Here is a 26,130-nt window from a genome sequence, read left to right as displayed (position 1 = left end):
ATCACAATTAATAATATGCTAGATACAGACCTGATATTGAATGACGATGCATGTGAATTATCGCCAATTTCCAGGCACAAAACTCATGTTGTAGAAGTTGGAAAAGTAAAGATAGGCGGAAATAATCCTGTAGTTGTACAATCTATGGCGCTTGGTGTGCATATAGATTCTGATAATATAAAAAGTAGCGCAAAACATTATGCAAAAGAGATAACAGAACTAGCGCGTACAGGTTCAGAATTGGTGCGAATTGCCTTGAACTCAGAGGAGGTAGCAAGAGCAATACCTTATATAGTAGAAGAGATAAATAAAGAAGGTTTTGACGGTAAAATATTGGTAGGCTGCGGTCAATATGAGCTAGATAAATTAGTTCAAGATTATCCAGACAACATCAAAATGCTGGGTAAAATTAGAATCAATCCAGGCAATATAGGCTTTGGCGACAAACGTGATGAGAAGTTTGAAAGGGTGATAGAGTATGCAATAATGCACGATCTTCCGGTTAGAATTGGGGTAAATTGGGGTAGTCTTGATAAATACCTTTTGCAAAAATTGATGGATAAAAACTCTTCGCTTAGTAATTCAAGGCCTTCTGATGTTATACTGCGCAAAGCACTTGTAATGTCTGCTCTTGATAGTGCAAAAAAAGCTGAAGGAATTGGTCTAAATTCAAACAAAATAATCATTTCATGTAAAGTTAGCAAAGTGCAAGATTTAATTTTAGTTTATATGGCACTTGCAAAATCTTCCAATTATGCGCTGCATTTGGGTTTAACTGAGGCTGGTATGGGCAATAAAGGTGTGGCAAATACCGCAGCAGGGCTTACTTATTTATTGCAAAATGGCATTGGAGATACAATACGGGCTTCTTTGACTCAACGTCCTGGTGAATCGCGTACTAATGAAGTGGTGGTGTGTCAGGAAATATTGCAGTCTATAGGCTTGCGATACTTTAACCCTCAGGTTAATTCATGTCCTGGTTGTGGGCGCACGAGTAGCGATCGTTTTCGTATATTAACTGAAGAGGTGAATGGCTATATAAAAACTCATATGCCGATGTGGAAGAAAAAAAATCCAGGTGTAGAGCATATGAACATTGCTGTTATGGGATGCATAGTAAATGGTCCTGGAGAAAGCAAACACGCAAATTTGGGAATCAGCTTACCTGGATATGGAGAAAAACCTGTTTCAGCAGTCTACAAAAACGGCAAATATTTCAAAACTTTACAAGGTGATAATGTCTCTGAAGAATTTAAGGCAATTATTGATAATTATGTGAAGAAGCATTACACGTAACCTTTCACGGTTAATTAATAGATAAATCGCAAATAAAAAAGAAAATTAAACCTTGTTTTTCTTTTTTCGTTGGGAATGTTCAAAAAAGTGTGTCAAACCGAAAAAAAAGTAATAAATTGATATAAAAAAATGGAGGTTTGACAATGAGTCAAAAAATAGTAAACAGAATTACCGGATTGGTAGATTATAAAGAATTAGAAACAAATATCCTGTCGTCTGACCTTACCCAGAAAAAGTGGAGAGAAAGAAAGGAGTTTTTTCGGGTAAAATAAAATTTTGGAGGATTAGAAATGGCAAGAGAACATACGGCAGAATTCAAATTGGAAGCTGTTAAGCTGGCAAATGAACAAAGAAAGGTAGGTCAACCAGTTGCAAAAGTAGCAAGAGATCTAGGAATAAGGGATAGTGTATTAGGAAAATGGATGAAGAAAAATAACGAAAAAAAGTCAGCGGCAAATGCATTTCCAGATGTAGCACCTTATGACAAAGAGAGATTTGATTTACAGAAAGAGTTAGCAAAAGTAACAAGAGAAAGAGACATTTTAAAAAAAGCCCTGGGATATTTTGCCAGTCAAAAAGAGTAAAATATTTTTTCATAAAAGAGCATAGTAAACACTATAAAGTGCAGGAATTATGTAGGGTTTTCTGCTAGTGGCTACTATAAGTGGACTACAAGGAAAATAAGCAGTAGAGAATCAGCAAATAAAGAGTTATTAGCAGATATTCAAAAAATATATCAAGCTTCTATAGCATTTCTCATAATAGTCCGAACAGGTCATAGGAAGGCAGAATCAACAGCACGACGAAAGGATTCGAATAGAGGAATGTTTTTCCTGGCTCTTTTTTTTATAGCAAACCAATGATGCTCAATTTTGTTGAAATCTGGAGAATAAGGCGGCAGATACAAAATTTCTGCACCAACCCCTTTAGCAAGCTCGATAATCTTATCAGACTTATGAAAAGTAGCATTGTCAAGAATGACAGTCTGTCCAGGTTCCAAGATCGGTGTCAAAAATTGCTCAAACCATCCATTAAAAACATCCATATTACAGTGGCCTTCAAAGGTTAACGGAACAACTATCTTTCTTCCACTTAAGGCTGCAACCATACTGATTCGTTGAGTTTTCTTTCCAGATTTTAAGGCATAAAACCGCTGTCCTTTCTGGCAATATCCGTAGGGGTAGTCTTCGGTGTTATCAATGCCAGACTCATCTATATACACTAAGTTTTTAGGTTCTTTTGTCGCTATAATTTTCAAAAATTCAGCACGTTTTTCTTCGTTTCTTTCCTTGTATCCATATGTCTTTTTTTGCGCGTAAATCCAATTTTTTTAAGGGCTCGATAGATCGTTTGGATACTAACGTTGTTCCAAAGTTTAGCCATTTCCGATAGAGTCTTTCCTTCGTGTTCTCTGGCAAATTTGGCAAAGGTATCCCAGTCGGTAATTTTGTGATTGTAACCCCCATTTCCAAGTTTTTTTGATTGAAAGTCTCCTGTTTCTTTTCTTCTTTGCTGCCACTCCCATAAAGTAGTTCGTCCAATCTTAAATCTTGCTGCCACTGTTTCTCTGCTTTCTCCTTCGTCTAGCACTTCCATTGCTTTTTTTCTTAAATCATAACTATATGCTGCTGGCATTCAACCTCCTTATCATCATCTATCCTTATCCTATCACATCCGGACTTTTATGGAAAGAGCTATAAATGTAGATATGGAGCTCCTAAAATTCATGCTGAATTAAAGGCTTTGGGTAAAAGTTGCAACTTAAAAACAGTGCAAAGTATTATGCAGAAAAATGGTATTCAGGCTATATTGAGAAGAAAATTTAAAATTAAGAAACAACAAACGGACAGTAGAGTCGTAGCTCCCAATATATTAGACCAAAACTTTATTGTCGATCAACCAAATAAAGTATGGGTAACTGATATTACTTATATAAAAACCAAAGAAGGATGGCTATATTTGGCAACAATAATCGATCTATATTCACGCATGGTAGTTGGCTGGTCAATGAGCAGTTCAATAAATAAACAATTGGTTATGGACTCTTTATTAATGGCCGTTAACAAGCGTAAACCTGCCAAAAATCTACTATTACATAGTGATCAAGGTTCACAATATACTTCGCAAGGTTATCAATATCTCTTATCCATAAAAAACATAGATGAGTCATAAAGGTTGTTGTTACGACAATTCTGTTGTGGAAAGCTTCTTCAGTTCTCTAAAAAGGGAGTTACCAATAGACACCTCTCGGCACTCTAAACAGCATATCAAAACTGCTATATTTGAATATATAGAAATTTTTTATAACAAACAACGTAGACACTCCACTATTATAGCATTTCTCATAATAGTCCGAACAGGTCATAGGAAGGCAGAATCAACAGCACGACGAAAGGATTCGAATAGAGGAATGTTTTTCCTGGCTCTGTTTTTTATAGCAAACCAATGATGCTCAATTTTGTTGAAATCTGGAGAATAAGGCGGCAGATACAAAATTTCTGCACCAACCCCTTTAGCAAGCTCGATAATCTTATCAGACTTATGAAAAGTAGCATTGTCAAGAATGACAGTCTGTCCAGGTTCCAAGATCGGTGTCAAAAATTGCTCAAACCATCCATTAAAAACATCCATATTACAGTGGCCTTCAAAGGTTAACGGAACAACTATCTTTCTTCCACTTAAGGCTGCAACCATACTGATTCGTTGAGTTTTCTTTCCAGATTTTAAGGCATAAAACCGCTGTCCTTTCTGGCAATATCCGTAGGGGTAGTCTTCGGTGTTATCAATGCCAGACTCATCTATATACACTAAGTTTTTAGGTTCTTTTGTCGCTATAATTTTCAAAAATTCAGCACGTTTTTCTTCGTTTCTTTCCTTGTATCCATATGTCTTTTTTTGCGCGTAAATCCAATTTTTTTAAGGGCTCGATAGATCGTTTGGATACTAACGTTGTTCCAAAGTTTAGCCATTTCCGATAGAGTCTTTCCTCCGTGTTCTCTGGCAAATTTGGCAAAGGTATCCCAGTCGGTAATTTTGTGATTGTAACCCCCATTTCCAAGTTTTTTTGATTGAAAGTCTCCTGTTTCTTTTCTTCTTTGCTGCCACTCCCATAAAGTAGTTCGTCCAATCTTAAATCTTGCTGCCACTGTTTCTCTGCTTTCTCCTTCGTCTAGCGCTTCCATTCCTTTTTTTCTTAAATCATAACTATATGCTGCTGGCATTCAACCTCCTTATCATCATCTATCCTTATCCTATCACATCCGGACTTTTATGGAAAGAGCTATAACTATTGCATTCCTGAGCATTTTGATTCATCATTCTCTTTGTGAAAAACATTCCAAACTTTCTCTCCACTTTTTCTGGGTAAGGTCATTTTGCGATATAGTAAAATTATTATACAGAAAAGTTCACACAGATCTAGCGGTAGACCACGCGATTCCAAGAAAAAATCTTCTCACGCTAGCTGATTTTTGTTGCTGGAAATGGTTGCATCGTTTAAATTTATTAATGTTATACACTACCAAATTAATAGTTGCTCATTTAAGAACCTCCTTCAACTTTACCCAACTCGACACATATACTTTTTGAAACATTGCTGCAAGTAGAAAAAAACAGGTTACCCACCTTAACTTCTTTAAATTTGCTCACAATCTTTACTTGATGCATAAGGTTTTTGTTACACCCCTTTCATCTACCGATTACCTCTACCTACCGCCTTTACCTTTGCTAAGGTCAGAAACACGACTAGCTTCAGGACCTTCTAAACTCGACTGTGGCAGGTCACCAAAATTACTGGAATCACTAACACCAAGCGATATAGGTGCTTCTACTAATCCATACCCTCCTCCTACTCTGTGATATCCTAATTCTAGATAAGTACGTAGTAATGGATCAATTTGTTCTCTATTTTGAATGTATGCTTGCAATTGCACATCTTGAAATCCCGGATCATTCCTGAATAATTGTGAAATGCCCACTCTTATGTTCTGAAAGTAATTTCTATCTCTGTTTGGGTGGCCTCTTCCAAGAAAATCGCGTATTATATTTATGATATTCTGCACTTGCCCAACAGGATTTTCATTTAGAAATCGATTAATATCACTAGCATTTTCTAATGCCCATAAACCACAATTCCAACCATCTGTTTGCTGACTAACAGAAACATTATTAATCCTGATATTATTTCCTAAGTTATTTTGAATGATATCAGTAATACCACCTGGAACAGCAGTAGCAGTTGAATCAGCATAGTACCCAACATAGTTCCCATTTTGACGTTCAATCACTAGTGTAACCCAATGAGTATTATTTAAAGTAATGATTAAAGTTAAACGCTGTTGTTCTTCATTTTCCCTAAATTGATTTAATACTCTAACAATGTGCTCGTTACCGTCATTCCTTGCCAAATTAGCTACTTCAAAAGTGTGATTACCTTCAGTACGAAGCTGATATCGCAATCTTCCAGCGTGAGCTATATCAATTTGTTGAAGCCAGTAACCATAATGTCCATTTCTCGTCGCAAATTCTAGTGTAAGTAGATCATTTACTTCTATCTCTTGATTTCTAAGAATATCTCTTATTTGTCTTCTTATCTCTTGTGCTGTAGGAATGGAATTATCACCTCCCCTTATTCTTGACCTTAGTATTTCTAGGAGTTGTTGTATACTACCTTCGAAAGTAATAATACTAACACATCGATTATCACCTAGATCAAACGGTAAAATCCGGTTCTGTCCGGGATTTTCTCGAATATAATTTATTAAATTTTCACGAGTCTGATCTGATAATAGACCCTCTGGTGGATTTTCATCAATAACACTTTCAGGTCCCACTAATACTCCTGGTCTTGAGTCACGACCACCACGATCAAGTCTATGTACATACTCTTTTCTTCCTATTCCTTCTGGAATAGATATAAGACCTTCTACTCTCTCTGCACCTGCATTAAATATAAGAGGAAGTAAAACCACCTCATTTCCAAAAGTAATAGGCACATATCCTCTCTGCTTGTTTATAAGTTCTTTTATTTGATCTTTTGCGTTATTCTCCTTTTGTATTATTTCTTCTGCATTACCAGCAAATCTTAATATATATCCAATTGGATGAGTATCTGCTGTAGGTTGTCTTAATAATAAAAGGTCTAATCTCTGTTCTGTAATTCTTGTGAGTATTACCCTTTCTCCTTCTTCTTCCTGCCCCCTTTTCAAACTATATGTTTGACCAACTTTATACATAGCAAGCACTTTATAAGGATTATCACTAGCATAAAATGTACCATGTAGTATAGAACGGAACTTATCCTCACTATTAACATTTATTGCATTCACAAGCGGCATCAATGCTCCAGAGATCTCTTGAAATAATCCTCTATGCTGACCTACATTTTTCCAGCCATCATTCATAACCCTTCCCGAAATACCATGTACATTTTCAACATTAGGCACTTGTACAAGATCACCATCAAGAAAATTATTTGCATTATTATTTTGGTAATCGTGATATAAACCAAGGTCATTTGGTTGATCAATATATAGCTCAAATTGGTCATTAAGTGTGCATGAAACTTCCCATACATGAACATTATTCCCATTCATATTAAGATCTTCTAAATTGATTGCTCCTTGTTGTCGTGCATCGTGAGCTCTAATATCAAATGTAACTATATCAGAACCTTGACCATGAAAGACCACAGTTAAAGCACGATCACCATTATCATATCTAAATATATACTTTCTTACACGTACTCGATCTTCTCCTTCTTCCAGCTCTAAATACTCTCTATCAAAAGCACTACTTCCAAAAGCAAAACCAGTTATACAATCAAATATTCTGTTATAATTCTCTGCATTTCTTGGTATTCCATTAGGAAGATGCTGAAGCAAGAAATCTCTAATATTTTCTCTAATTCCTTCATTCTCCAAACACTCAAATAATCTTTGTACTAAAGGAAATCTATCCTGTTGAAGTTCTACTATATCAACACTAAAGGGATCTAGATTTAAATTAAAATTTAATCCAACACAGACAGTATTTCTTGATTCAGTATGAATAGGTATAAATGAAGAAGTGTGTAACCTTCCAGCGTAGCCTATGGCACAGTTTAATGCAACATCTGACGGTGTGTCAAATATAGCAAGATTAATAACAATAGGAATATTTTCTCTTTCTGCTTGATGACGTACAAGAAATGCAACATGTGAGTTTCTAGGAGATAAGTCAAGGTCAATGCCTATTTCGTAGCGATGACTAAAATTTGCTAAAAACCCTAGTAAAAACCCGTGACTCTCAAACTTTTGATAGCGATTTTCAATATTATCTCCCAGCACTTGTCTGTAATTATTATAGATGCGAGTTATATATCTAAAAATTACTGTGCTATTGTCTCGTAAAGTTCGTACAACTCCACTTCTTAACATTTCCGCAAAGTTATCAATTCTTTGTTGACCCTGTGCTACTTGCACAAAATTGACAAGATTATCAAGTTGTGCACGCTGGTTTTGATTGAGTTGTATTCCATTTATTTGCTTAATTGTCATGTTATTTCCTAGAAGTTGCCTAAGAAAATTGATCTCAGATGCTGAATACTTGGCAAATTTATCTCTATCTCTAAAATCCTTTTCACGAATCGCCTCGAATACTGTTGCAATTGCCTCTCCCTGACTCTTGCCCTTTCCATGCATGCATACTTTGTATTGCTCAAAATTTAGGTCTTCTTCCCTTAAATTTGGATTTTGCTGTCTAATCTCTTGCACTAGAGCATTTCTCTCCCTTGTACTGAATTAACCCATCACTATTAGGACGATCAGAAATACTGTAACATCTGACAACTTGCTGTCCGTCACGATAAACAGCGACTTTTAGGTTCCCTGTATTTCTATTTCTACCACCTGTATCAATACCATGATTATCAAAACGAAAATACACTCTCTCATTTGCTTTTAAGATATTAGCATCATGTGCAGTAGCAAACATACTAAAAAAGAATACAGGAAGAAAACGACCTGCACTTACATGATACAAGAAAGATGGACATTGATCTAAAAAAGATTCAAATCCTTGTCTGAATCCTTCAAGATCTCCATCCACCAAACTCCTAATAAGTCCATCACCATTACTCATACAAAATACCCCTCATTTACTACGACCAGAAACACCAAGAGTTCATAAGTGGATTACTTATTACCACTAAGCGTAAAGACGTTTTTTTTCTTATAAGAAGAAACACCACTTACACTAGGAGTTCCAAGCTCAGACTGCGGACTATCATCAACTGGCAAAGTTGTTTTCTTACTGCAATGAGCTTTAGATCGTGACCGCAAATTACTACAAGGACCATCACCTCCAGGACCAATTGGTAGAGTCGGTTTCTCTAACTCAGAGAATAACTCTTCTGCAAACAGACCGTAATCTACATTTACTCTTTTACCTTTCCTACCGCATAATCTAAGGTCTTCTATCATAACTTCTTTGAAGGACTCAAACTTTTCAGGAAAGCGATCCTTAGCAAATAACATTATCTCTAATATTTCTTTTTTTTCATCAGACTTACGACCAGATCGTTCCCAATTAACCACTAACCCTGCAAGTGCATTTTCTATAGGAACTTGGAAGTTAGAAGTATCGACAGCAGCCTCCTTGTGTTTATAAAAGCGACCACATCTCCACATTTCCATAATAAGAGATCTAGCTTGAGCATTTAACTCAGGATTGCCTAACATCACATTTGAAAGTGAGGAAAGAAGAAGTTTATATTCTTCATATGAGAATATTTTCTCTGAATGATCTCCGTCTCCACGTTCTAAAACGCCTTTATAACACCAGCACTGTACCAAATCATGAACCGTATCAAAAAAACATGACTCTATTAATTCAGCAAGAAGGGAATATATTCCCTTATCTTTCTGCAGCAATTTCTGTAAAAGAGTATCTTTATCACCTATATTCCTTACACAAAAATCTAAAATAGGAGCGTCTTTCTCAACAGATTGAGGACGAGAAAGAGCAATAATAGCTTCTGTAAGCTTCTTCTCTTTATCTTCTTCTTTCAACAAATTATAAAAATACTCTACCCCTTCACTCCACTTAAGTTTTACAGCACTGTCAAAACCTTCTGACGCGTTACTTGGTTGCTTTAATCCCCCAGATTCTCTATCGATCCAGAAATCAAATACAGGACCTTTCCTTCGAATGCCACCCAAAAGCGAGTTTCGTATGTACTCATCAGCTATAGGATTACCTCTACTATCAAGTTCATCAGAAGAAAATCCATTTTTGTAGGATTCAAATGTTTTTTGAAAGAGTGGATGAATTTTATCCACTACACAGTAACTACAAGCCATCTCATATTTGCGAAGTGGATTATCTATTTCACCTATTTTTTCTTCAGTAAACCTTTGACCTAAAGCAGCATTATTTAATCTTATACCTGACCAGCAACCTTCATCTTGGAATACATTGTGCAAAAACTTCAACTTATCACCCTTAAAGTATTTTATGTGCTCCATAAAGTTATCTTGAAGGACTCCCACCCATCTCTTGATAGCTGACTTCCTCCCGGCAGCAACTGTTGGATCTGGATGTTTAACAGCTTCCTGTAATTTTTTAGACATTGCAGCTCGAAGCTCTTTCTGTGTTGGCATTAACCCCTCTTATTAAGTATTTATATAAAAAAGGCATTGTACAGACATTAGAATGGATTGCAATATTAAAATTACTAGAATAGAGGGTTTAATAAAAAAACGTTATGGCTAAAACTTCTTTTCTTGAATTTTCTCAATATAATCAACAGAAAACCCTGTTATTTCAGCAATAACATCAATAGAAACACCCGCCTTGAGTGAATTTTTAGCCACAGCTATTTTAGCCTGTTTTTCGCCCTCTTCCCTGCTTTTTTCATGTCCGATTTGGATGGCTTCTTTATTTATGAGCTATATTAGCTGTGGTATTGTGTAGCAGATTATCCAACCTGGTGCTTCTCTACCTTTTTTCCACTTAGCAAACCTCATCTTTTCTTTTAGGTAATATTCTCTATAGGCTTCTATTGGATTACTACATTTATATCGATCAGGTAACGCTTGTGTAAAAATTTGTATATCAGCTGATTGAAAAATTAGCAAATCCTTATTATTATCACACCAATCTATAACTTCTTCGGATTTATGCGTTCTTTTGTATCGCAAGCTATACTCTATGCACAATTCTTTTCCATGCTTTATCAACCAATTAAAGTTTCCTTTTGAGTGTCTAGCCCATAGAGAACAAGGGTGGTTTTTGTGAGTAAGTTTATATGGAACTTCTATATTCTGGTCTGTGATGCTGACTAAAGGATTTGGCACTTTTAATGCTATTGAAAAAACATTACTCAGTAACTGAGCAGTTTCTAATGGCATTTTTACTATATGCTTATCACATAACATTTTTGCCGCAATCTCTGGGTTTTCATCTAGTACAAAGATATTCATCTAAACATCCAAAGATAGAATCAGCTTAAGTCTTTAATTTCATTAGCTGTAAGACCAGTAGTTTGAGCTATAATATCAATAGAAACACCTGCTTTAAGTAGACTTTTTGCAACTGCAATTTTTTCTTCTTTTCTGCCTTTTTCATGTCCGATTAGGATGCCTTCTTCTCTGCCTTTTTCAGTAGCATCATCAAGTTTTTGAGCAAGGACAGCCTGTTCATCAAGAATACGTTTTATTTCCTGTTCATAGGCAATAAATTCTTTTTCTGACCAGTTGAATCTATTTAGCTCTTCATAGGCTTTTTTAATTATTAGATCACTACCTATTATTTTTTCCAGCTCTTCTTCACTAGTTTCGTCTGCATATCGAAAAAAATAAACCCATTTTTCAACTATATTTTCCAACTGATCTTCCTTATTCTTTGGAAATTTTGGCAACTCAATAAATATAAAATAGAAATCTTTTAGATCATGCTCATTAGTGTCTTCATCTCGAATAGTATGCTTTGATTTGTACTCAGATTTATTAGGAAACAGTACACAATCTGCTATAGCAATGAAGATAATTTCCTTAAGGTTATGATACTGGTCACCTTTATCAGCTTGCCTTGAGTAAGCTTTAGCAGCATAGTATTGGGCACGTTTTTCAAATCCTTTAGTTTTAGCAACTTGCATCTCGACGATCACTTGCACCCCATTTTCATCTTTACAGAGAACGTCAACAATACTTTGCTTTTTAGCGGCAATATCAGGGTCTTGAATAGTACTTAGAAACTCTATATCCTTTATTTGGTTTTTACCAGTGAAGCCAATGATGTCATTGAGGAAGTGAATAAGTATATCCTTATTTTTTTCAGTACCAAATATTTTTTTGAATGCGACATCATTTCGTACGTCAAGGAACTTAGAAAGAGCCATGAGAAAAAAACCTAAAAAGCATTAGTAATTATACACAATTCTGAAGAAATATTCAACGTTTTTATTTTTAGGTAAGATTCAAGAGTGTTGATGAAAAAAACGACCTTCAGAGGTGGGCTTAAAATGGTACTTTAAGCCTTGAATGTAGTTTTGCACATCTTTTTATCAACTCTTCTATAAAGTGCCTTTAAAGGCCAGGAAATGGATGCCATGAGTTTAGCAGTCTCAAAGATACCTATTTTAGATATGAACCTACAAGTTTACTTTCAATTAAAAATTCTATAATATAGCGTGAGTATTTTCAACAAAACGTAGGCAGGATATGTTAATACAACTTCTATCTAAAACTTCTGAACAACTGAAGGAGCATTGTACATTATTAAGCAGTGAGGAAAAGCAAAGTCTTTATAGCAAGGTGCTAAATGAAGTTAAAAATACACCTAGAGATTCAAGAGAAGGTATAGACCAGCTAAAGAAATTGAGTAAAGTGGCTGTTGCAATAGAAGAAACTACTGATAGTAAGTTACTAGAAAAGTTTAATGATGGTCATCCACTAAGAGAAGTTAATATTGCCTATGCTTCTGGAGAAGCTACAAACTATTTATTTAGCCTTAGTGATTCATCAGAACTTTATGATTTGGAAGAGAATAGAGAAAAAGCAATTTATCAGGCGATCAAATCAAATGATAGAGAGTTAGTAAAACATCTGCTAATGATTCTTGTGGCGGGTGATATAGAGATTGAGTTTTTTAAGGAATTAGAGGTGTTACTGTCAGGAGCATATGAAGAATTAAAGGAGAACTTATCGCAGGATATGAAAAATTATCTAGAAAAAAATATAAGTTTAAAACGTTTTGTGTGTAGTAATGTTAAGGTATTAGTAGCCGAGCCTGTTGATGTACGAGCAATGATTAACTTATTTATAGCTCAATCTGAAGTAAATTATAAAATAGATGAGTTATTACTGATCAAAATAGCAGGAGCTCTAGAAGAAGGGGAATTACGCTTACAAATAAATCAGATGATAGAATTGCTAATGAGACAAGAAAGGTTTTTAGAATTGGAATATAAAGTAAGAAGGTTAAAATCAGAACTAGCAAGTGGAAAGAGCAAATATTCAGATGAGGTTATGAAGTTTATTATAGAGGAACGAGAAAGAGAGATGAGAGGGGTTGAGGACAAAAGCGACCAAATAATAAGCGAAAGGGAGAAATTATTTAAGCAACAATTCCAATAGAAGACATTAGTGTGCGAATTGGCAGAAAGCCTAAGCTACAAAGTTAGGCAAGAGATAAGAAATCGTAGATTAAGGCTGGGATATACTCAAAAGGATTTAGCAAGTAAAATCGGTACAAAATATCAGGTCATATTACAATATGAAAAAGGAACACGTAAAATTTCAATTAAAAAATTATATGCCATAGCAAAAGCATTATCAACGAGTGCTAGAGATCTAGCTTCCGGACAAGCAGTATCAAAAAGGTATTTTGAAAATGAGGGAGAAGAGATATTAAATCTAGTAAGAAGACATAAAGAGATTAAGGATCAAGAATTACGCGAGATATTTTATTTATTAACCAAATTCATCCGTATTAGTGAGGAAAGAAGCGGAAAAGCGGTGAAAATAGAAGTAGCAAGGGGTTTAGTTAAAGTAGGAGTTTCTGTTGATATTATCTCGCGAACAACTGACTTATCTATTGATGAATATAGTAATAAGGAGAAAAAGATTCATATTCCCTACAAAGTAGGGCAAAGGATAAAAGAGTGGAGGTTGAGACGAGGATACACTCAGGAAGATTTAGCGAATAAAATCGGGGGGATAACAAATCAAGGAATATACGAATATGAACAAGGACGCGCTGCTGTTTCACTTGAAATGTTAGATGAAATAGCAAAGGTATTATCAATTAGTATCGTAGATTTACTTCCCGAAACAACAGAAAATGAAGATGAGACAGAGCTATCAAGTCTAATAGAAGAATACAAAAAGATTGAGAGCCAGGAGTTACGCGATGTGCTAATCAAATCTTTATTTGAAGGCATACGTGTTTGTAGGGAAAAGGTTAGAGAAGCAAAGAAGATCGAAGTTGCAAAGAGTCTAGTTAAAGAAGGAATTTCTGTTGATATTATCTCGCAAACAACAGGTTTATCTATTAATAAAGTTGTGTAGTTTTTGCAATAAAATATCTTATAGGGGCTGGATTTTGATAAAATCTTATGATAAGTTATATGTTTGTTTCTATAAATAATATATGTTTCCTTCCATAAGAAAAAGCGACTTTATCTACGATAACCTAGAGCATATTGGCTCAATAAACTACGAGGTGGGGCAAAAAATAGAAGGTTGTAGGATAATACAAGGATATACTCAAGCAAAATTGGTTTAACATATCAGGAAATACATAGCTTTGAACTAGGGTGCAAGCCTATTACAGTCAAAGAATCATGTATAATAGCAGGAGCATTATCAGTTAGTATTATAGATCTACTTCCAGGACCAACAGAACTGAAGGAAAACAGTTGGTATGAAGATGAGGATGAAGAAATAGTCTATCTAACAAAAATACATATAGAAATTAAGGACCAGGAATTACGCAAGAAGCTTTATCCATTAGTAAGCGTCAAACAGACGAAATCTGTCAAACCAGGAAGAAACTCCCAATTTAAGTTTTGAGTAATTTCTAATATAACTTTGTGAGAAGCGCTTTTGCAGTTATAACCGACCAAGTCACTGGTGCCTTTAGTGCCCGTTCGTAAGCGTGGTTTTGGGAGGAACGGTCAAATCATTGATGGAGTTTTTGTAGACTACCTCGGTTAGGAGATTGTACTATCAACCGTTCCAAGCTGAAGCGTTTCCCTATTACAAATTATACGAAGGAGTTGCCATGAAAAAAGCAAAAAGTAAATTAGAAATAGTGAATCCTGATGCAGCAGGGATTGATGTTGGTTCAGCTGTACATTATGTATGTGTACCTGAAGGAAGAGATGAACAACGTATCCAAAAATTTGGCTGCTTCACTGAAGATCTTCATAATTTAGCACGGTGGTTGAAAAAATGTAAAGTTACAACTGTAGCTATGGAATCAACAGGAGTATACTGGATTCCTTTATTTCAAGTACTCGAATCATATGGGTTTGAAGTAAAACTGGTAAATGCGCGACATGTAAAAAATGTACCTGGAAGAAAGTCAGATGTTCAGGACTGTCAGTGGTTACAACAACTACACAGTTATGGACTACTTCATGGATCATTCAGACCCGATGATCAAATTTGTGTATTGCGTAGTTATGTGCGGCAACGTAAAAGTCTTACTGAAAGTGCATCTACACATGTTCTGCGTATGCAGAAGGCATTAATTCAAATGAATATACAGCTGCATAAAGTTATAAGAGATATTACTGGAGTAACTGGTATGAAAATTATCAAGGCTATAATCGAAGGCAAAAGGGATCCTGAGAAATTGGTTGAATTCAGGGATGCACGAATAAAAAATGATCAGTCTACTATTGCAAAAGCGTTAGCTGGTGACTATAGAGAGGAACACTTATTCACGCTAAAGCAAGAATTTGAACTATATAATATTTATCAAGAAAAAATAGCAGAATGTGATAGAAATATTGAGGCCTATTACAAGACGCTTGAAACAAAACCTGGCGAAAGTAAACAGTTGAGTAAGGAAAAGAATAAGCATAGAAAAAGTAAGCCAAACTTTGCTTTGCACGAGGAACTACACCGGATAACTGGCATGGATTTTACTAAAGTTCCAGGGCTTGATGTACTAAGTGTACAGACCATAATTTCAGAAACTGGTATAAACCATAGTAAATGGTCAACAGAAAAACACTTCTCATCGTGGTTAGGACTCAGCCCTGCCAATAAAATTACAGGAGAAAAAGTGTTTAGCACAAGAACGCGTAAAGTCATTAATCGTGCTGCAAATGCATTTCGAATGGCTGCTAATTCTGTGGGAAATAGTAAAAGTGCATTAGGTGCATACTACAGGAAATTAAAAAAACGATTAGGAGCGCCAAAAGCAATAACAGCTACTGCAAGAAAGATAGCGTGCATATTTTATAGTATGCTCAAATACGGACAGGAATATGTAGAAAAAGGAATGGAATACTATGAAACACGCTATAAAGATAGAACTGTAAAAAATTTGATCAAAAGAGCAAAGGAACTTGGCTATCTCTTGGTAAAAAAAGATGAGTTAGTTCAAGGAGTTTCTTAGGAGATTTGTATATGTTAGCGAAAAAATTAGTCAAGAAGAAGCGAGAATAGAAGTAGCAAAGAATCTAGTTAAAGAAGGAGTTTCAGTTGATATTATTTCTCAAGCGACTCGCTTGTCTAGTTACGAATATGATGATACAGAAAAAGAAGTTTGTACTAGTTCTATACTCTACAAAGTAGGGAAAAGGATGAAAGAGCAGAGGTTAATACGGAGATACACTCAGGAAGACCTAGCAAATAAAATCGGTTCAACACTTAAGGAAATACATGACTATGAACAAGGATACACCGACATTCCAATTGAAATATTAGATAAGATAGCAAAGGTATTATCAGTTAACATTAAAGCTCTATTTCTTGGACTAACAGAATATGAAAATGAGCTATTGAGGTTCATAGATGAATGCAAAAAAATTGAGGATCAAGAATCCCGGGATGTATTGAATACGGTAGTCAGATCCTTATCTGAAGGTATGAAGACTAGCAAAGAAAAGGTTAAAAAAGCAGAGAAAATCAAGGTTACAAAAAGTCTACTTAAATTAGGCGTTTCTATCAATATTATCTCACGAGCAACTGACTTAACTGCAGAGGAACTTGAAACCCAAATAGGCATCCATAGCAAGAATTTCATATAGAGCTTATGGATACGTGGAAAAAAATAATAGACTTTGATAAAATTTTATGATATAACATATGTGGTTATTTCTATAAAAAAGTATGGTTTCAAAAAAAGCTAACAATAACACAAAGTGTACTACAAGGTGTGAAATAGCACAAAAAGTAAGAAGCTGTAGGTTAAAGCGAGGATATACCCAAAAGGACCTAGCAAATAAATTCGTAGGTGCCATTTTTAAAAAGGCAAAGTAGATACAAGAATTGATCGAGAAGGGCTTATTCTTTTCCCAGGATTAGTTTATTCCATTCCTCCTCGGTTAAAATTTTAACACCTAGTTCCACAGCTTTGTGATACTTTGACCCAGGTTTTTCGCCGACAACCAAGAAGTCCGTTTTATTTGATACACTTGAACTCACAATTCCTCCTAAAGATTCTGCCTCTGCTTGCGCTTCCTTTCTTTTCATTCCTGATAATTCTCCTGTGATGACCACTGTTTTGCCGCTAAGAGGGGAATTACTAACATTAGCACTTACAGGCTCAATCTTTAGTTGAGAAGCGAGATTCTTTACCATTTCAACATTATCCTTTTCAGAGAAGAAAGATATTAATGAATCTATAATCTTTTCTCCTACACCTATTATGTTCATTAATTCTTCTTCATCAGCAGAATACCAATTTTCATATGAGCCATAATGTTTTGCTAGTAATTTTGCTACGTGTGGTCCGACGTATCGAATCCCTAGAGAACATATAAATTTATCCAAACTCACAACTCTTCTGCTGTTAATGGATTTGAGTAAATTAGATATTGCTTTTTTTCCCCATCCATTTAGCTCGCTTAAGTTAAAATTTTTTAGTTTTTCTTCGAGAGCAAAAATGTCAGATATTTTCCTTATCAAACCAAGGTCATAAAAGAACTCTATTTGCTTATCACCAAAGCCGGTAATGTCAAAAGCATGATTGGAAACAAAATATTTTAACCTTTCTATGATTTGAGCTTTACAGGTAACCCCTGAACATCTTATTGCTGCTCCTTCAATCTGTACTTCACTTTCACATTCTGGACAGGTATTCGGAAATATAAACTTTGGTGCATTCGGAGAACGAGCATTTTTGTCCACTTCTACAATCTTTGGAATGACGTCGCCTGCTCGTGCTACTACTACAATATCGCCCTCTCTGATGTCTTTGCTTTCAATTTCATCTTTATTATACAGATTTACCCTGCTAACGATTACCCCTCCTATATTTATCTCAACTAATTCAGCAACCGGATTCAATTTACCCGTTTTGCCTACTTGTATTAATATTTTAACTATCTTAGTTTTTGCATGAGCTGCTGGAAACTTGTGTGCTATCGCCCATTTTGGAGCCTTGTTGGTATTCCCAAGACGACTTTGTAATGTTAAATTATTTACCTTCAAGATAACTCCGTCAATATCATAGCCTAAACTATAACGGTCATTATAGATTCTGTTATAAAACCCCAGCATTTCGTCCACATTTTTTGCTAAGCATTGATGTTCATTTACACAAAATCCAAGTTCCTTCAGCCTATCTAATACTTCAAGCTGGGTCTTTTCTGTTCCACCACTAATCAAAGAATAGGCAAAGTACCTGAGTGGTCTACTGGCGGTAACTTCTGGGTCCAATTGTCTTAGTGAACCGGATGCCGTATTGCGTGGATTTGAAAATTGGTTATCCTTATTTAATTTTAAAAAATCATCATTTCTTATATATACCTCGCCCCTAACTTCCAATCTGCCCTTTACATCGGGTAAAACTTTAGGCAATCCTCCTATAGTTGCGGCATTTTGTGTAACATCCTCACCATGGTAACCGTCTCCACGAGTCGAACCCTTAATAAATACACCATCCTCATAAATCGCAGAAAACGATAAGCCATCAATTTTTGGTTCACATATGATTTCCAACTCATGCATATTCAGAAGTTTTTTAACCCTAGCAAGAAACTCTTCAACTTCATCTCGTCCATGAGCCTTGTCCAACGAGAGCATTGGTACAATATGTTCCACCTCTAAAAATCTTCTATCAGGTGCAGTACCAACGGTTTGAATATCTACTTTTTTTACCAGTTCATCGTACTCTGCATCGGTTATTTCTGATATATTTTCCCGATAGTACAACTCGTTGTGACGCTTTATTTCTTCTTGTAATGCATTTTCACTCATAGTAACTTACCTCAACCACTGTTTCAGTATACAGCGTCAATTGTAAATAAATTATTGACCATTGTATTCGTTTAGCTCGTATTCTACAAAGAAGCAACTAGCTTTGCTACTGTTTTTATATTTAATATACAATATTTAAATAGAAATAGAAAAATATTTAATTAGTAGAGATTTCTGCTCGCTTCTAGCCTTAGCTACATTGTGAGATATCAATTTCCTGAAGTTTATGCCTATTATTTTGGCAGAAGTAGTAAAACTTTAATCAAACTCAATAATACTGTATTATATGTTTGTTCTGCAATTGTGCAAAAAATGACCACTACCAGAGAGAAAATTGCTATCGACTCTTTAAGCTACCAAGTAGTTCAAAAGATAAAAGAGTTGAGGTTATTAAGGGGATATTCTCAAGCGAAGTTAGCAAAGGAAACTGGTATATCAACGTCACAAATACGAAGATATGAACAAAGGATAGATGCTGTTTCACCTGAAAATGCAGAAAAGATGCTAAAAGTATTATCGGCTAGTTTTAAAGATATATTTCCTACAACAGGTTATGTTAGTTACAAGGAAGAAAAGATGCTGAGTATACTGCAAAATTTAAAAAAAATTAAGGACCAAGAATTTCGCAGTGCATTTTGTGTATTAGTAAAACTTTTGTCAGGGGAAATTCAAATTGGCAAGAGTATAATAGGTACAAAGTCTATAAAGCACAAAATTGGACAAATGGCAAAAGATTGGAGGTTCGTAAGAGGATGTACTCAGTTGGAGTTAGCGAATAAAATCGGATTATCACAACAGCAAATACACAGATATGAACAAGGTGTAGATTGCATGTCATTTAAAAAGCTATCTGAAGCAGAAAAAGCATTAGTGAATGCTAGAGTTTTATTCTGTGGACCAACAGAAGAAAATTATTACGAAGATGAAGATAGTGAAGGAGAAATGAAAATATTAAATATAATGAAAGAATGTCAAAAAATTGAAGATCAAAGATTACAGGATTTATTGAGTTCATTTTTATCAGAGGTAGTAAAAATTAGCGAAGAGAAGCAGAATCAATAAAACTTATTTTTATAGAAAAGGTATATCTTTATGGACATTTGTATATTTAACAAAAATTTTACATGTTTTAAATTTAAAGGAGGGTGAAGGTGAGAAAACTACAGAAAATAATAAGAGTTATAAAAGGTATCTCTATAGAGCGATACGTTATTTTGTGAACCCGAATTATACAAGGCTGTTTCAAGCAAAGATTTAGGTAAAATAAAGTCGTTACTAAAAAAAAGGTGCTGATTCTAATGAATGCAGTAGCAATGGCTCTGCACAAATGTTGGCTGTTGTAAAACTGTTCATAAAGAATAAAAAGGGTTCAGCAGCGAAAGAGAAACAAGTTGTATGACATGGATTCCCCGCATGTAATTCAGGAAGCCAGGGAGTGTTAAATAAACTGTGTCAAACCGAAAAAAAGTAGTAAGTTGATATAAAAAAATGGAGGTTTCACATATGAATCAAAGAATAGCAAATAAAACTACCGGATTGGTAGACTATAAAGAACTGGAAGCAAATATTCTATCATCGATAAGAGAAGGAAGGCCGCTGACAGGAAGAGATGGAGCATTAACACCATTTATAAAAAAGCTGCTGGAGGCAAGTTTGGAAGGTGAAATAGAAAATCACTTATTAGCTGAAAGTGAAGAGAATAACCGAAGAAATGGGAGAAATGCAAAAACTTTACGTACAAGTGCAGGCTCATTTGAGCTATTAACACCAAGAGATAGAGAAGGAAGTTTCGAACCACAAATAGTCAAAAAAAGGCAAACAAGCCTACATCCAGAGCTTGAAACAAAGATTTTGAGCACATTTGCCAGTGGTATGAGCTATAGAGATATAGCATCACATGTAGAAGAAATTTACGATCACAAAATATCGGCAGCAGAGATATCCAGTATTACTGACAAACTGCTACCGGTAATCAACGAATGGCGTAGTCTCCCGCTGCAATCTGTATATCCAATAGTGTTCATGGATGGCATGTTTTTTAAGGTCAAAGAGGATGGACATTGCGTAAGTAAATGTATGTACAATATATTGGGCATAGACCAAAATGGCAAAAAAGAAGTACTAGGCTTTTATTTAGCTGAAAGTGAAGGAGCTAACTTCTGGTTGGGAGTACTAAATGATCTAAAAGAAAGAGGAGTAGAAGATATTCTAATTGCTTGTGTTGATGGGCTAAAAAGCTTTCCTGCAGCCATAAATAGTGTATTTCCTAATGCAGAGGTACAGCTATGTGTGGTACATCAGATACGCAATTCTCTAAAATATGTATCTAGCAAAGATGTGAAGATTTTCATGAGTGATTTGAAAAAAGTATATCAGGCTTCAAGTAGAGAAATTGCTGAAAATTATCTGCTTGAGTTGGAAGAAAAATGGGGAGAAAAATATCCACTAGTCATAAAATCCTGGCAGAATAATTGGATCCGGCTATTTCAAGTATTCTGGCCCAGTCAGGAGGCTAATTTATACTACCAATCCTATTGAGGGGCTACATAGACAGATCAGAAAATTCACTAAAACCAAGGGCTCATTTACCAGCACAAATGCCTTGTACAAACAGGTATATTGTGCTATAAAAAAGATAGAGCAAAAATGGATTATGGCTTTCCCTAATTGGGCATTAACTATGTCTCAGCTCGACATTTTCTTTCCTAATAGATTGAAAATTGAGTTGAACTAAAAATGCGGTTTGACACACTTTTTTGAACATTCCCTCCTAATAGATTGAAAATTGAGTTGAACTAAAAATGCGGTTTGACACAGTTTATTTAACACTCCCGGAAGCCAACAATGGGAAACTTTGCTACCAAACGGAGCTACCGCCCTCTTCCCTTATATTTGCCTTGAGTTGAAGCCTGAGCTTTTACAAATAGCTCCCAATATCCCTTCTCATCGCCTTCTTCCTGTATCAATCGTGCTAACCGCTGCATCAATTCATTATTGAGGATAGCCATCTTTGTCCATTTACCTATCGGTTTTGCCACACCAATTATTTTTAGATTTTCTTTATAAACTTGAAGGTTATGTTCAATTTTCTCTTCACTCTCTTTTAGTGACACCTTTCTGATAAGACTTTTATACGCTCGTTTCCTAAAAAAGGAAAATATTTTAATAGCAATGATTAGTATTATGCCACATATAGAAATCTGCTCGTAGGACATTGTTGCACTCCGCTATTTTAAGGTTATTCCGTAAAGCAGAAATAATTCTGTAATTTCTTCGTTTTCATCTGCTACAGCGTTCTCTAGTGCTGTGTAACCTTCTTTAGAGTTATAAAAACATTTCAGATGAACATTTGCTTTTTTACTCAGCAATAATTCCACAATTTCTTTATTGCCATTCATAACAGCCAGATGCAGCGGTGTACAACCACTTTTCCCAATTGCGTTAACATCTGCCCAGCTTCGCAATAAAAGCTCTACATACTCTTTCTTATTTAATGAAACTGCAAGGTGCAAAGGAGTACTTTCTTCTGCATTTTTAGTTTCGAGAAAGGCGCCTCCCTTTATCAGTAACCCCAACATTACCCCATCAGCACATTTTACAGCTATATGAAGAGGTGACTCACCTAGACCATTTAGGCGATTAATGTCTGCACCATATTGTAATAGCCTTTGCATAGCATACAATTGCTTATACTTTATTGAAAAATGTAAAGGAGTATTACCGTAAATATTATAGGCGTTAATATTTTCAGTCCTTGCTGCAACAGTTTGTATTATTTCGATAAAGCCAAATATGGAAGCAACGTGTAGTACTGTATTGCCTTCTCTATCTGCAGCATCAACGTTAGCACCATGTTTGACAAGGAATCGAATGATATTATAAAAGTTCTTTTCTGCAGCAAAATGTAAAAAACGAACACCCAATCTACTATTTATGATCCATTTGAAGACTGCACTAACTAATAAAGAAAAAATACTAGGATGTCTGAAGTGATAAATTTCCTTTGCAGCCTTTTGTAAAATCTTTTCTACTGTCATAGCAACCCCACAAAAAGTGTGTTTGCATTAGAGTATGCAGCGAGAAACGTTTTTAAATTATTAACTCGCGTACCCGTTTAGTTAGTATTTTATAAAGAAGCCACTAGCTTTACTACTACTTTTATATTGAATAAATAATATTTAAATAGAAATATAAAAGTATTTAAGGTAGTATATTAATGTAGAAATCTATTCCTTAGAAATTTGCTCAGAATTTTCTTTACTTACTGGTTTTATAGATACATCTTGAATTTCTTCTTCCGGCTTGTTTGCTTCAGCTAGAGTTGACTCTTCTTTAGATTCTGCTGCTAATTTGCGTTAATTTCTTTAGTGTTTTGACCGCGATACTGAAAATACAACCTTGCTATAGTCTTTACTTAACTCATTCAGAGTTGCTCATTCTATTCGGGTTTAATACCCTGTATATATATCCCGTTTTATATTATGCTTAATTATATAATTTCCTACTAAGTGACACATGTACTTGCTTTTTTCTATGTTAGGAGCTTTTTTAATAGAAATCTCAGTTAAACCCCCCTCTCATCGGTTAATATGTGTTCCACTTTCATTTTATCGCTCTTTTCGCTAACTTACGCGTTTCAAAATCCATTTAAGGCTCCTACTATAAAAACAATGTTAAATTATAACAGAAAAATACTACTATACAGCTATCCTTCCTGTTTCAACGATGTTTTTAAATTAACAACTAGCCCCTTTTTCTATCAAGTATTTCATTACATGTTGATGATTTGCTTGAGTAGCGCAAAATAAGGCAGTATTACCTCTTGCTAATGCGTTAACATCAACTCCCTTTTTTTCTATACATTCCTTAACCATATTTAAGTTACCCATGTAAGCAGCACAATGCAATTGTAATATATCGGCTTCTTTTTTTATGCGTTCATCTTGATTAGCTTTTATTGCTAAACGTTCTTCTAAACGTTTTTCTTTACTAAATTTCCTGCCTGTTAAATGTTCTACTACAATAACTTGTCTATCAAAATAGTCCATTAAACGTTCTTCTTTACTAAATTTCCTGCCTAATACACGTTCTTGCTTAGCAATTTCCTCATCTAAATTATCCGTTCTTATTTCCTTACCTGAATTAATTATCTCTAAACCTAAAAGTTCCTCTAACCCTTTTCTAATTTCCAAACGTTCTGCTTCACTAATCTCCCTGCCTAACGATCCTTCTTCTGCTTTTACTGCTACTTCTGTTAATTTTTCTAAATCTGGTTCTTCTAGTCCTGATCCTACCATTTCAATTAATGCTGCCCTAATAATTACCCTATCTAAATTACTCATCTTTAAACTTCTATCACAAACCCAATAGTAAACCATAACAGAAAAAGACCATTAAGTCAAGATTTCTGTTTGCAAGGGTACCTTTGCATAAGTAAAGAGTATTATTCTTTAGAAATTTGCTTAGATTCCTCTTTCGCTGGCTCAATTGCTACATCTTCCATTTTTCCTGATCCAGCTACAGTTGACTCTTCTTTAGTTTCTGCTTCTTGGGATTCTGCTGCTAATTTGCGTTGTTTGATAAATTTCTTCAATGTTTTGACTGCGATGAAGTTTATACTGAAAACACATGCAGAAGTTATGGCTAATGCTGGAAGAGGAGCTAAACTGAATGTTGGTAAAATTGCCACGATTGTAGCAGATGTTAGTAAAAATGCTAGTCTCTTGCTCCCGATTATCTTATTTTTCTTAACCTTTATGGGGTTTAATTTTTTTACTTTTCCTTTTAGCTTTTTGAAGCCTTTTTTGAATATGCTACCCTTTTTTAGCTCTTTTTCTACGGGTTTCGTTTTGAAGCTTTTTATTTTTTCTTTTATTCCTTTTTTATCTTTTTTGACATTTTCTACTTTAGAGGTTACTTCTGAGCATAGGCTAGGTTTCACCACAATTTCAGAGAGCGGTTTTGGCTTATCGTTTGAAATTTTAGCTTCTTGCCCCTTAGTCACAGTTTTATGCTTTTTGGGCGAAATTATGTTTTTTAAACCTTTCTTTGCTTTATTTCTTTAGTTTGCTTGGCATCGTTTATAGTTCAATATTGCAGAATCTATCTATTGCTTCCTGATTGTCCTCTATCATTGCATCTGCCTCTTGCTGCAGACATTTAATATTTTTTGATGTAATATTATCCATCTCAGCTGATGCTACTTTTAGTTGTGATTGAATGTCTATCATTCTTATCTTATATTACAAAAAAATCAGTCAGTAACTCCCTGCTCAGATAATCTCTATTCTAAATCTATTAAAATTATGCAATTAAAGACATATCTTGTATAATACTTCTAATGCTACTTTTAGCAAAAATTTGTGAATATGATTAGAACAGTAAGTAGAAGAGAGCCTGTATGCTATCAACCTTTTTTGCAGCGAAGTTATATGAGCACATCATGGAAGTTTGTATATTAAATTAGGAGTTTTGTGGATTACAGACTAAGAGCTTATTTACTTGGAGTTATCTGGTTTATACTTAGTTTATTTAGTAGTGTAGCTAATGATACTATATCAAAATATCTAAGTTTACATCTCCAAAGTTTTGAAGTAATCTTTTTCCGCTTTTTATTTAGCACTATTACCCTTGTACCTTTTATGCTTTACTATGGAAGAGAAGCTTTTAAAACAAGTCAAATATCTATTCAGATAACTAGAGGAGTATTGTTATTTGTTGGAATAACCTTGTGGACCTATGGGTTAGCTATTTTTCCCATAGTAACTGCAACAATTATAAGTTTTTCTATACCATTATTTGTTATACTTCTTGCAATCCCTTTACTAAATGAAAATATAATTTGGCAAAGATGGTCAGTAACTGTTATTGGCTTTGTTGGTATTGCTATTACTACCAAAGCTTATAGTGAAGACTTTAATCCTAAAATTCTTATTTTTATTGTATCTACATTAATCTTTGCTATATTAGACATACTTAATAAGAAACTCGCAATAAAAGAGTCAGTAATAAGTATGTTATTTTATTCAGCTCTAACAACAACTATTTTTTCCACTGTGCCTTTGCTGTTTTATTGGCATTTGCCTTCCTTGTTAGAATTAGTATTACTACTGATTTTGGGAATTAATTCAAATCTAATTCTGTTCTTCATATTAAAAGCTTTTACTCTTGCAGATGCTACTGCACTTGCACCATATAGATACATAGAGCTAATAATTTCTGCAATAGTAACATATGTTATGTTTAATGAGTTGCCTGATAAAAGTGCTTTGTATGGTATTTTAATATTAATACCATCGACTTTGTTTATAGTTTATTCAGAAAGTAAAGTAATTAAGAAAAATAATGTATGCAACGCTAGAGTAAAAATTTATGACTCTAATTGTTAATGATGTTCTTTTTAAATGTTTAAGCAGTT

Annotated in this window: 23 protein-coding genes and 4 pseudogenes; 14 read left to right on the top strand and 13 right to left on the bottom strand. The window is 34.7% G+C overall.

The genetic code is table 11. From position 1 onward, the window contains the following. Window positions 1-15: 15 nt before the first annotated feature. From ispG to AAGD93_RS01485, 3 genes are all read left to right on the top strand, one after another. Complete coding sequence (ispG, locus tag AAGD93_RS01495) at window positions 16-1,296, top strand: flavodoxin-dependent (E)-4-hydroxy-3-methylbut-2-enyl-diphosphate synthase (RefSeq protein WP_341819636.1); 1,281 nt, start codon at window positions 16-18, stop codon at window positions 1,294-1,296. 143 nt (window positions 1,297-1,439) lie between these two features. Next, a complete protein-coding gene (locus AAGD93_RS01490) occupies window positions 1,440-1,568 on the top strand; it encodes a hypothetical protein (protein WP_341819635.1) in 129 nt (42 codons plus the stop codon). Window positions 1,569-1,586: 18 nt separating this feature from the next. Next, entirely contained in the window at window positions 1,587-1,880 is a 294-nt protein-coding gene (locus tag AAGD93_RS01485) for a transposase (RefSeq protein WP_341819634.1), read from the top strand. 191 nt (window positions 1,881-2,071) lie between these two features. On the opposite strand, the gene AAGD93_RS01480 is transcribed toward AAGD93_RS01485, so the two are convergent. Continuing rightward, window positions 2,072-2,931, bottom strand: a protein-coding gene (locus AAGD93_RS01480; protein ID WP_341819633.1) for an IS630 family transposase whose coding sequence is annotated in 2 segments (ribosomal slippage) — window positions 2,072-2,607 and window positions 2,607-2,931 — 861 coding nt in all. Because the reading frame shifts where the segments join, the coding sequence is not laid out codon by codon here. A gap of 108 nt (window positions 2,932-3,039) precedes the next feature. On the opposite strand from AAGD93_RS01480, the gene AAGD93_RS01475 reads away from it, so the two are divergent. Both AAGD93_RS01475 and AAGD93_RS07630 read left to right on the top strand, forming a co-directional pair. Beyond that, window positions 3,040-3,468, top strand: a complete 429-nt coding sequence (locus AAGD93_RS01475; RefSeq protein ID WP_341819632.1) for an IS3 family transposase — start codon at window positions 3,040-3,042, stop codon at window positions 3,466-3,468. Beyond that, window positions 3,458-3,745, top strand: a complete 288-nt coding sequence (locus AAGD93_RS07630; protein WP_410529883.1) for an IS3 family transposase — start codon at window positions 3,458-3,460, stop codon at window positions 3,743-3,745. Before AAGD93_RS01475 ends, AAGD93_RS07630 begins: the two co-directional genes overlap by 11 nt. On the opposite strand, the gene AAGD93_RS01465 is transcribed toward AAGD93_RS07630, so the two are convergent. Continuing rightward, a protein-coding gene (locus tag AAGD93_RS01465; RefSeq protein ID WP_341819182.1) for an IS630 family transposase occupies window positions 3,658-4,517 on the bottom strand; the annotation gives its coding sequence in 2 pieces (ribosomal slippage) (window positions 3,658-4,193 and window positions 4,193-4,517; 861 coding nt in all). The two genes, AAGD93_RS07630 and AAGD93_RS01465, sit on opposite strands and share 88 nt — an antisense overlap. 49 nt (window positions 4,518-4,566) lie before the next feature. On the opposite strand from AAGD93_RS01465, the gene AAGD93_RS01460 reads away from it, so the two are divergent. Then, window positions 4,567-4,884: a hypothetical protein gene (locus AAGD93_RS01460; RefSeq protein ID WP_341819631.1), complete on the top strand. Its 318-nt coding sequence runs from the start codon at window positions 4,567-4,569 to the stop codon at window positions 4,882-4,884. A gap of 116 nt (window positions 4,885-5,000) precedes the next feature. Here the strand turns inward: AAGD93_RS01460 and AAGD93_RS01455 are convergent, their stop codons facing one another. The 5 genes from AAGD93_RS01455 to AAGD93_RS01435 form a co-directional block, all read right to left on the bottom strand. Further along, on the bottom strand, window positions 5,001-8,048 hold the full coding sequence (locus AAGD93_RS01455; RefSeq protein ID WP_341819630.1) for a cytoplasmic incompatibility factor CifB: 3,048 nt from the start codon (window positions 8,046-8,048) through the stop codon (window positions 5,001-5,003). Next, on the bottom strand, window positions 8,035-8,415 hold the full coding sequence (locus tag AAGD93_RS01450) for a hypothetical protein (protein ID WP_341819629.1): 381 nt from the start codon (window positions 8,413-8,415) through the stop codon (window positions 8,035-8,037). Before AAGD93_RS01450 ends, AAGD93_RS01455 begins: the two co-directional genes overlap by 14 nt. 53 nt (window positions 8,416-8,468) lie before the next feature. Then, window positions 8,469-9,935: a cytoplasmic incompatibility factor CifA gene (locus AAGD93_RS01445; protein WP_341819628.1), complete on the bottom strand. Its 1,467-nt coding sequence runs from the start codon at window positions 9,933-9,935 to the stop codon at window positions 8,469-8,471. Window positions 9,936-10,223: 288 nt separating this feature from the next. Next, window positions 10,224-10,757 (bottom strand): pyrimidine dimer DNA glycosylase/endonuclease V, encoded by a 534-nt coding sequence (locus AAGD93_RS01440; RefSeq protein WP_264703619.1) that lies wholly within the window; start codon window positions 10,755-10,757, stop codon window positions 10,224-10,226. 20 nt (window positions 10,758-10,777) lie between these two features. Then, a complete protein-coding gene (locus AAGD93_RS01435; protein ID WP_341819627.1) occupies window positions 10,778-11,674 on the bottom strand; it encodes an Rpn family recombination-promoting nuclease/putative transposase in 897 nt (298 codons plus the stop codon). A 322-nt stretch (window positions 11,675-11,996) separates the two neighbouring features. Between AAGD93_RS01435 and AAGD93_RS01430 the strand changes: the two genes are divergently transcribed. The 5 genes and pseudogenes from AAGD93_RS01430 to AAGD93_RS07625 form a co-directional block, all read left to right on the top strand. Beyond that, window positions 11,997-12,911: a hypothetical protein gene (locus AAGD93_RS01430; protein ID WP_341819626.1), complete on the top strand. Its 915-nt coding sequence runs from the start codon at window positions 11,997-11,999 to the stop codon at window positions 12,909-12,911. Window positions 12,912-12,929: 18 nt separating this feature from the next. Beyond that, window positions 12,930-13,844 (top strand): helix-turn-helix transcriptional regulator, encoded by a 915-nt coding sequence (locus AAGD93_RS01425; RefSeq protein WP_341819625.1) that lies wholly within the window; start codon window positions 12,930-12,932, stop codon window positions 13,842-13,844. A gap of 715 nt (window positions 13,845-14,559) precedes the next feature. After that, window positions 14,560-15,906, top strand: a complete 1,347-nt coding sequence (locus tag AAGD93_RS01420; RefSeq protein WP_341819624.1) for an IS110 family transposase — start codon at window positions 14,560-14,562, stop codon at window positions 15,904-15,906. Beyond that, a pseudogene (locus AAGD93_RS01415) lies at window positions 15,902-16,540 on the top strand (helix-turn-helix domain-containing protein); the annotation flags it as partial. The gene AAGD93_RS01420 and the pseudogene AAGD93_RS01415, both read left to right, overlap by 5 nt. Window positions 16,541-16,622: 82 nt before the next feature. After that, window positions 16,623-16,739, top strand: a pseudogene (locus AAGD93_RS07625) (transcriptional regulator); the annotation flags it as partial. Between the two features lie 57 nt (window positions 16,740-16,796). Here AAGD93_RS07625 and ligA read toward each other — a convergent pair. After that, entirely contained in the window at window positions 16,797-18,713 is a 1,917-nt protein-coding gene (gene ligA, locus AAGD93_RS01410) for an NAD-dependent DNA ligase LigA (RefSeq protein WP_341819623.1), read from the bottom strand. 201 nt (window positions 18,714-18,914) lie between these two features. On the opposite strand from ligA, the gene AAGD93_RS01405 reads away from it, so the two are divergent. After that, a complete protein-coding gene (locus tag AAGD93_RS01405) occupies window positions 18,915-19,775 on the top strand; it encodes a helix-turn-helix domain-containing protein (RefSeq protein WP_197907387.1) in 861 nt (286 codons plus the stop codon). Between the two features lie 426 nt (window positions 19,776-20,201). Further along, window positions 20,202-21,447, top strand: a pseudogene (locus AAGD93_RS01400) (IS256 family transposase). Window positions 21,448-21,583: 136 nt separating this feature from the next. Here AAGD93_RS01400 and AAGD93_RS01395 read toward each other — a convergent pair. The 5 genes and pseudogenes from AAGD93_RS01395 to AAGD93_RS01375 all read right to left on the bottom strand — a co-directional run. Then, window positions 21,584-21,928: a hypothetical protein gene (locus AAGD93_RS01395; protein ID WP_341819622.1), complete on the bottom strand. Its 345-nt coding sequence runs from the start codon at window positions 21,926-21,928 to the stop codon at window positions 21,584-21,586. 12 nt (window positions 21,929-21,940) lie between these two features. Continuing rightward, window positions 21,941-22,750 carry an ankyrin repeat domain-containing protein gene (locus tag AAGD93_RS01390; protein WP_341819621.1) on the bottom strand — a complete coding sequence of 270 codons (810 nt, stop codon included), beginning with the start codon at window positions 22,748-22,750 and terminating at the stop codon, window positions 21,941-21,943. Window positions 22,751-23,449: 699 nt separating this feature from the next. Then, entirely contained in the window at window positions 23,450-24,055 is a 606-nt protein-coding gene (locus AAGD93_RS01385) for an ankyrin repeat domain-containing protein (RefSeq protein WP_341819620.1), read from the bottom strand. A gap of 101 nt (window positions 24,056-24,156) precedes the next feature. Then, entirely contained in the window at window positions 24,157-24,717 is a 561-nt protein-coding gene (locus tag AAGD93_RS01380; protein ID WP_341819619.1) for a hypothetical protein, read from the bottom strand. Window positions 24,718-24,793: 76 nt separating this feature from the next. Continuing rightward, a pseudogene (locus AAGD93_RS01375) lies at window positions 24,794-24,946 on the bottom strand (patatin); the annotation flags it as partial. Window positions 24,947-25,186: 240 nt separating this feature from the next. Here AAGD93_RS01375 and AAGD93_RS01370 point away from each other — a divergent pair. Further along, window positions 25,187-26,101: a DMT family transporter gene (locus tag AAGD93_RS01370; RefSeq protein ID WP_341819618.1), complete on the top strand. Its 915-nt coding sequence runs from the start codon at window positions 25,187-25,189 to the stop codon at window positions 26,099-26,101. Window positions 26,102-26,130: the final 29 nt, after the last annotated feature.

This window comes from Wolbachia endosymbiont (group A) of Brachyopa scutellaris, assembly GCF_964026995.1.
GTDB classification, from domain to species: domain Bacteria; phylum Pseudomonadota; class Alphaproteobacteria; order Rickettsiales; family Anaplasmataceae; genus Wolbachia; species Wolbachia pipientis.
This window is presented reverse-complemented; position numbering and strand designations above follow the sequence as displayed.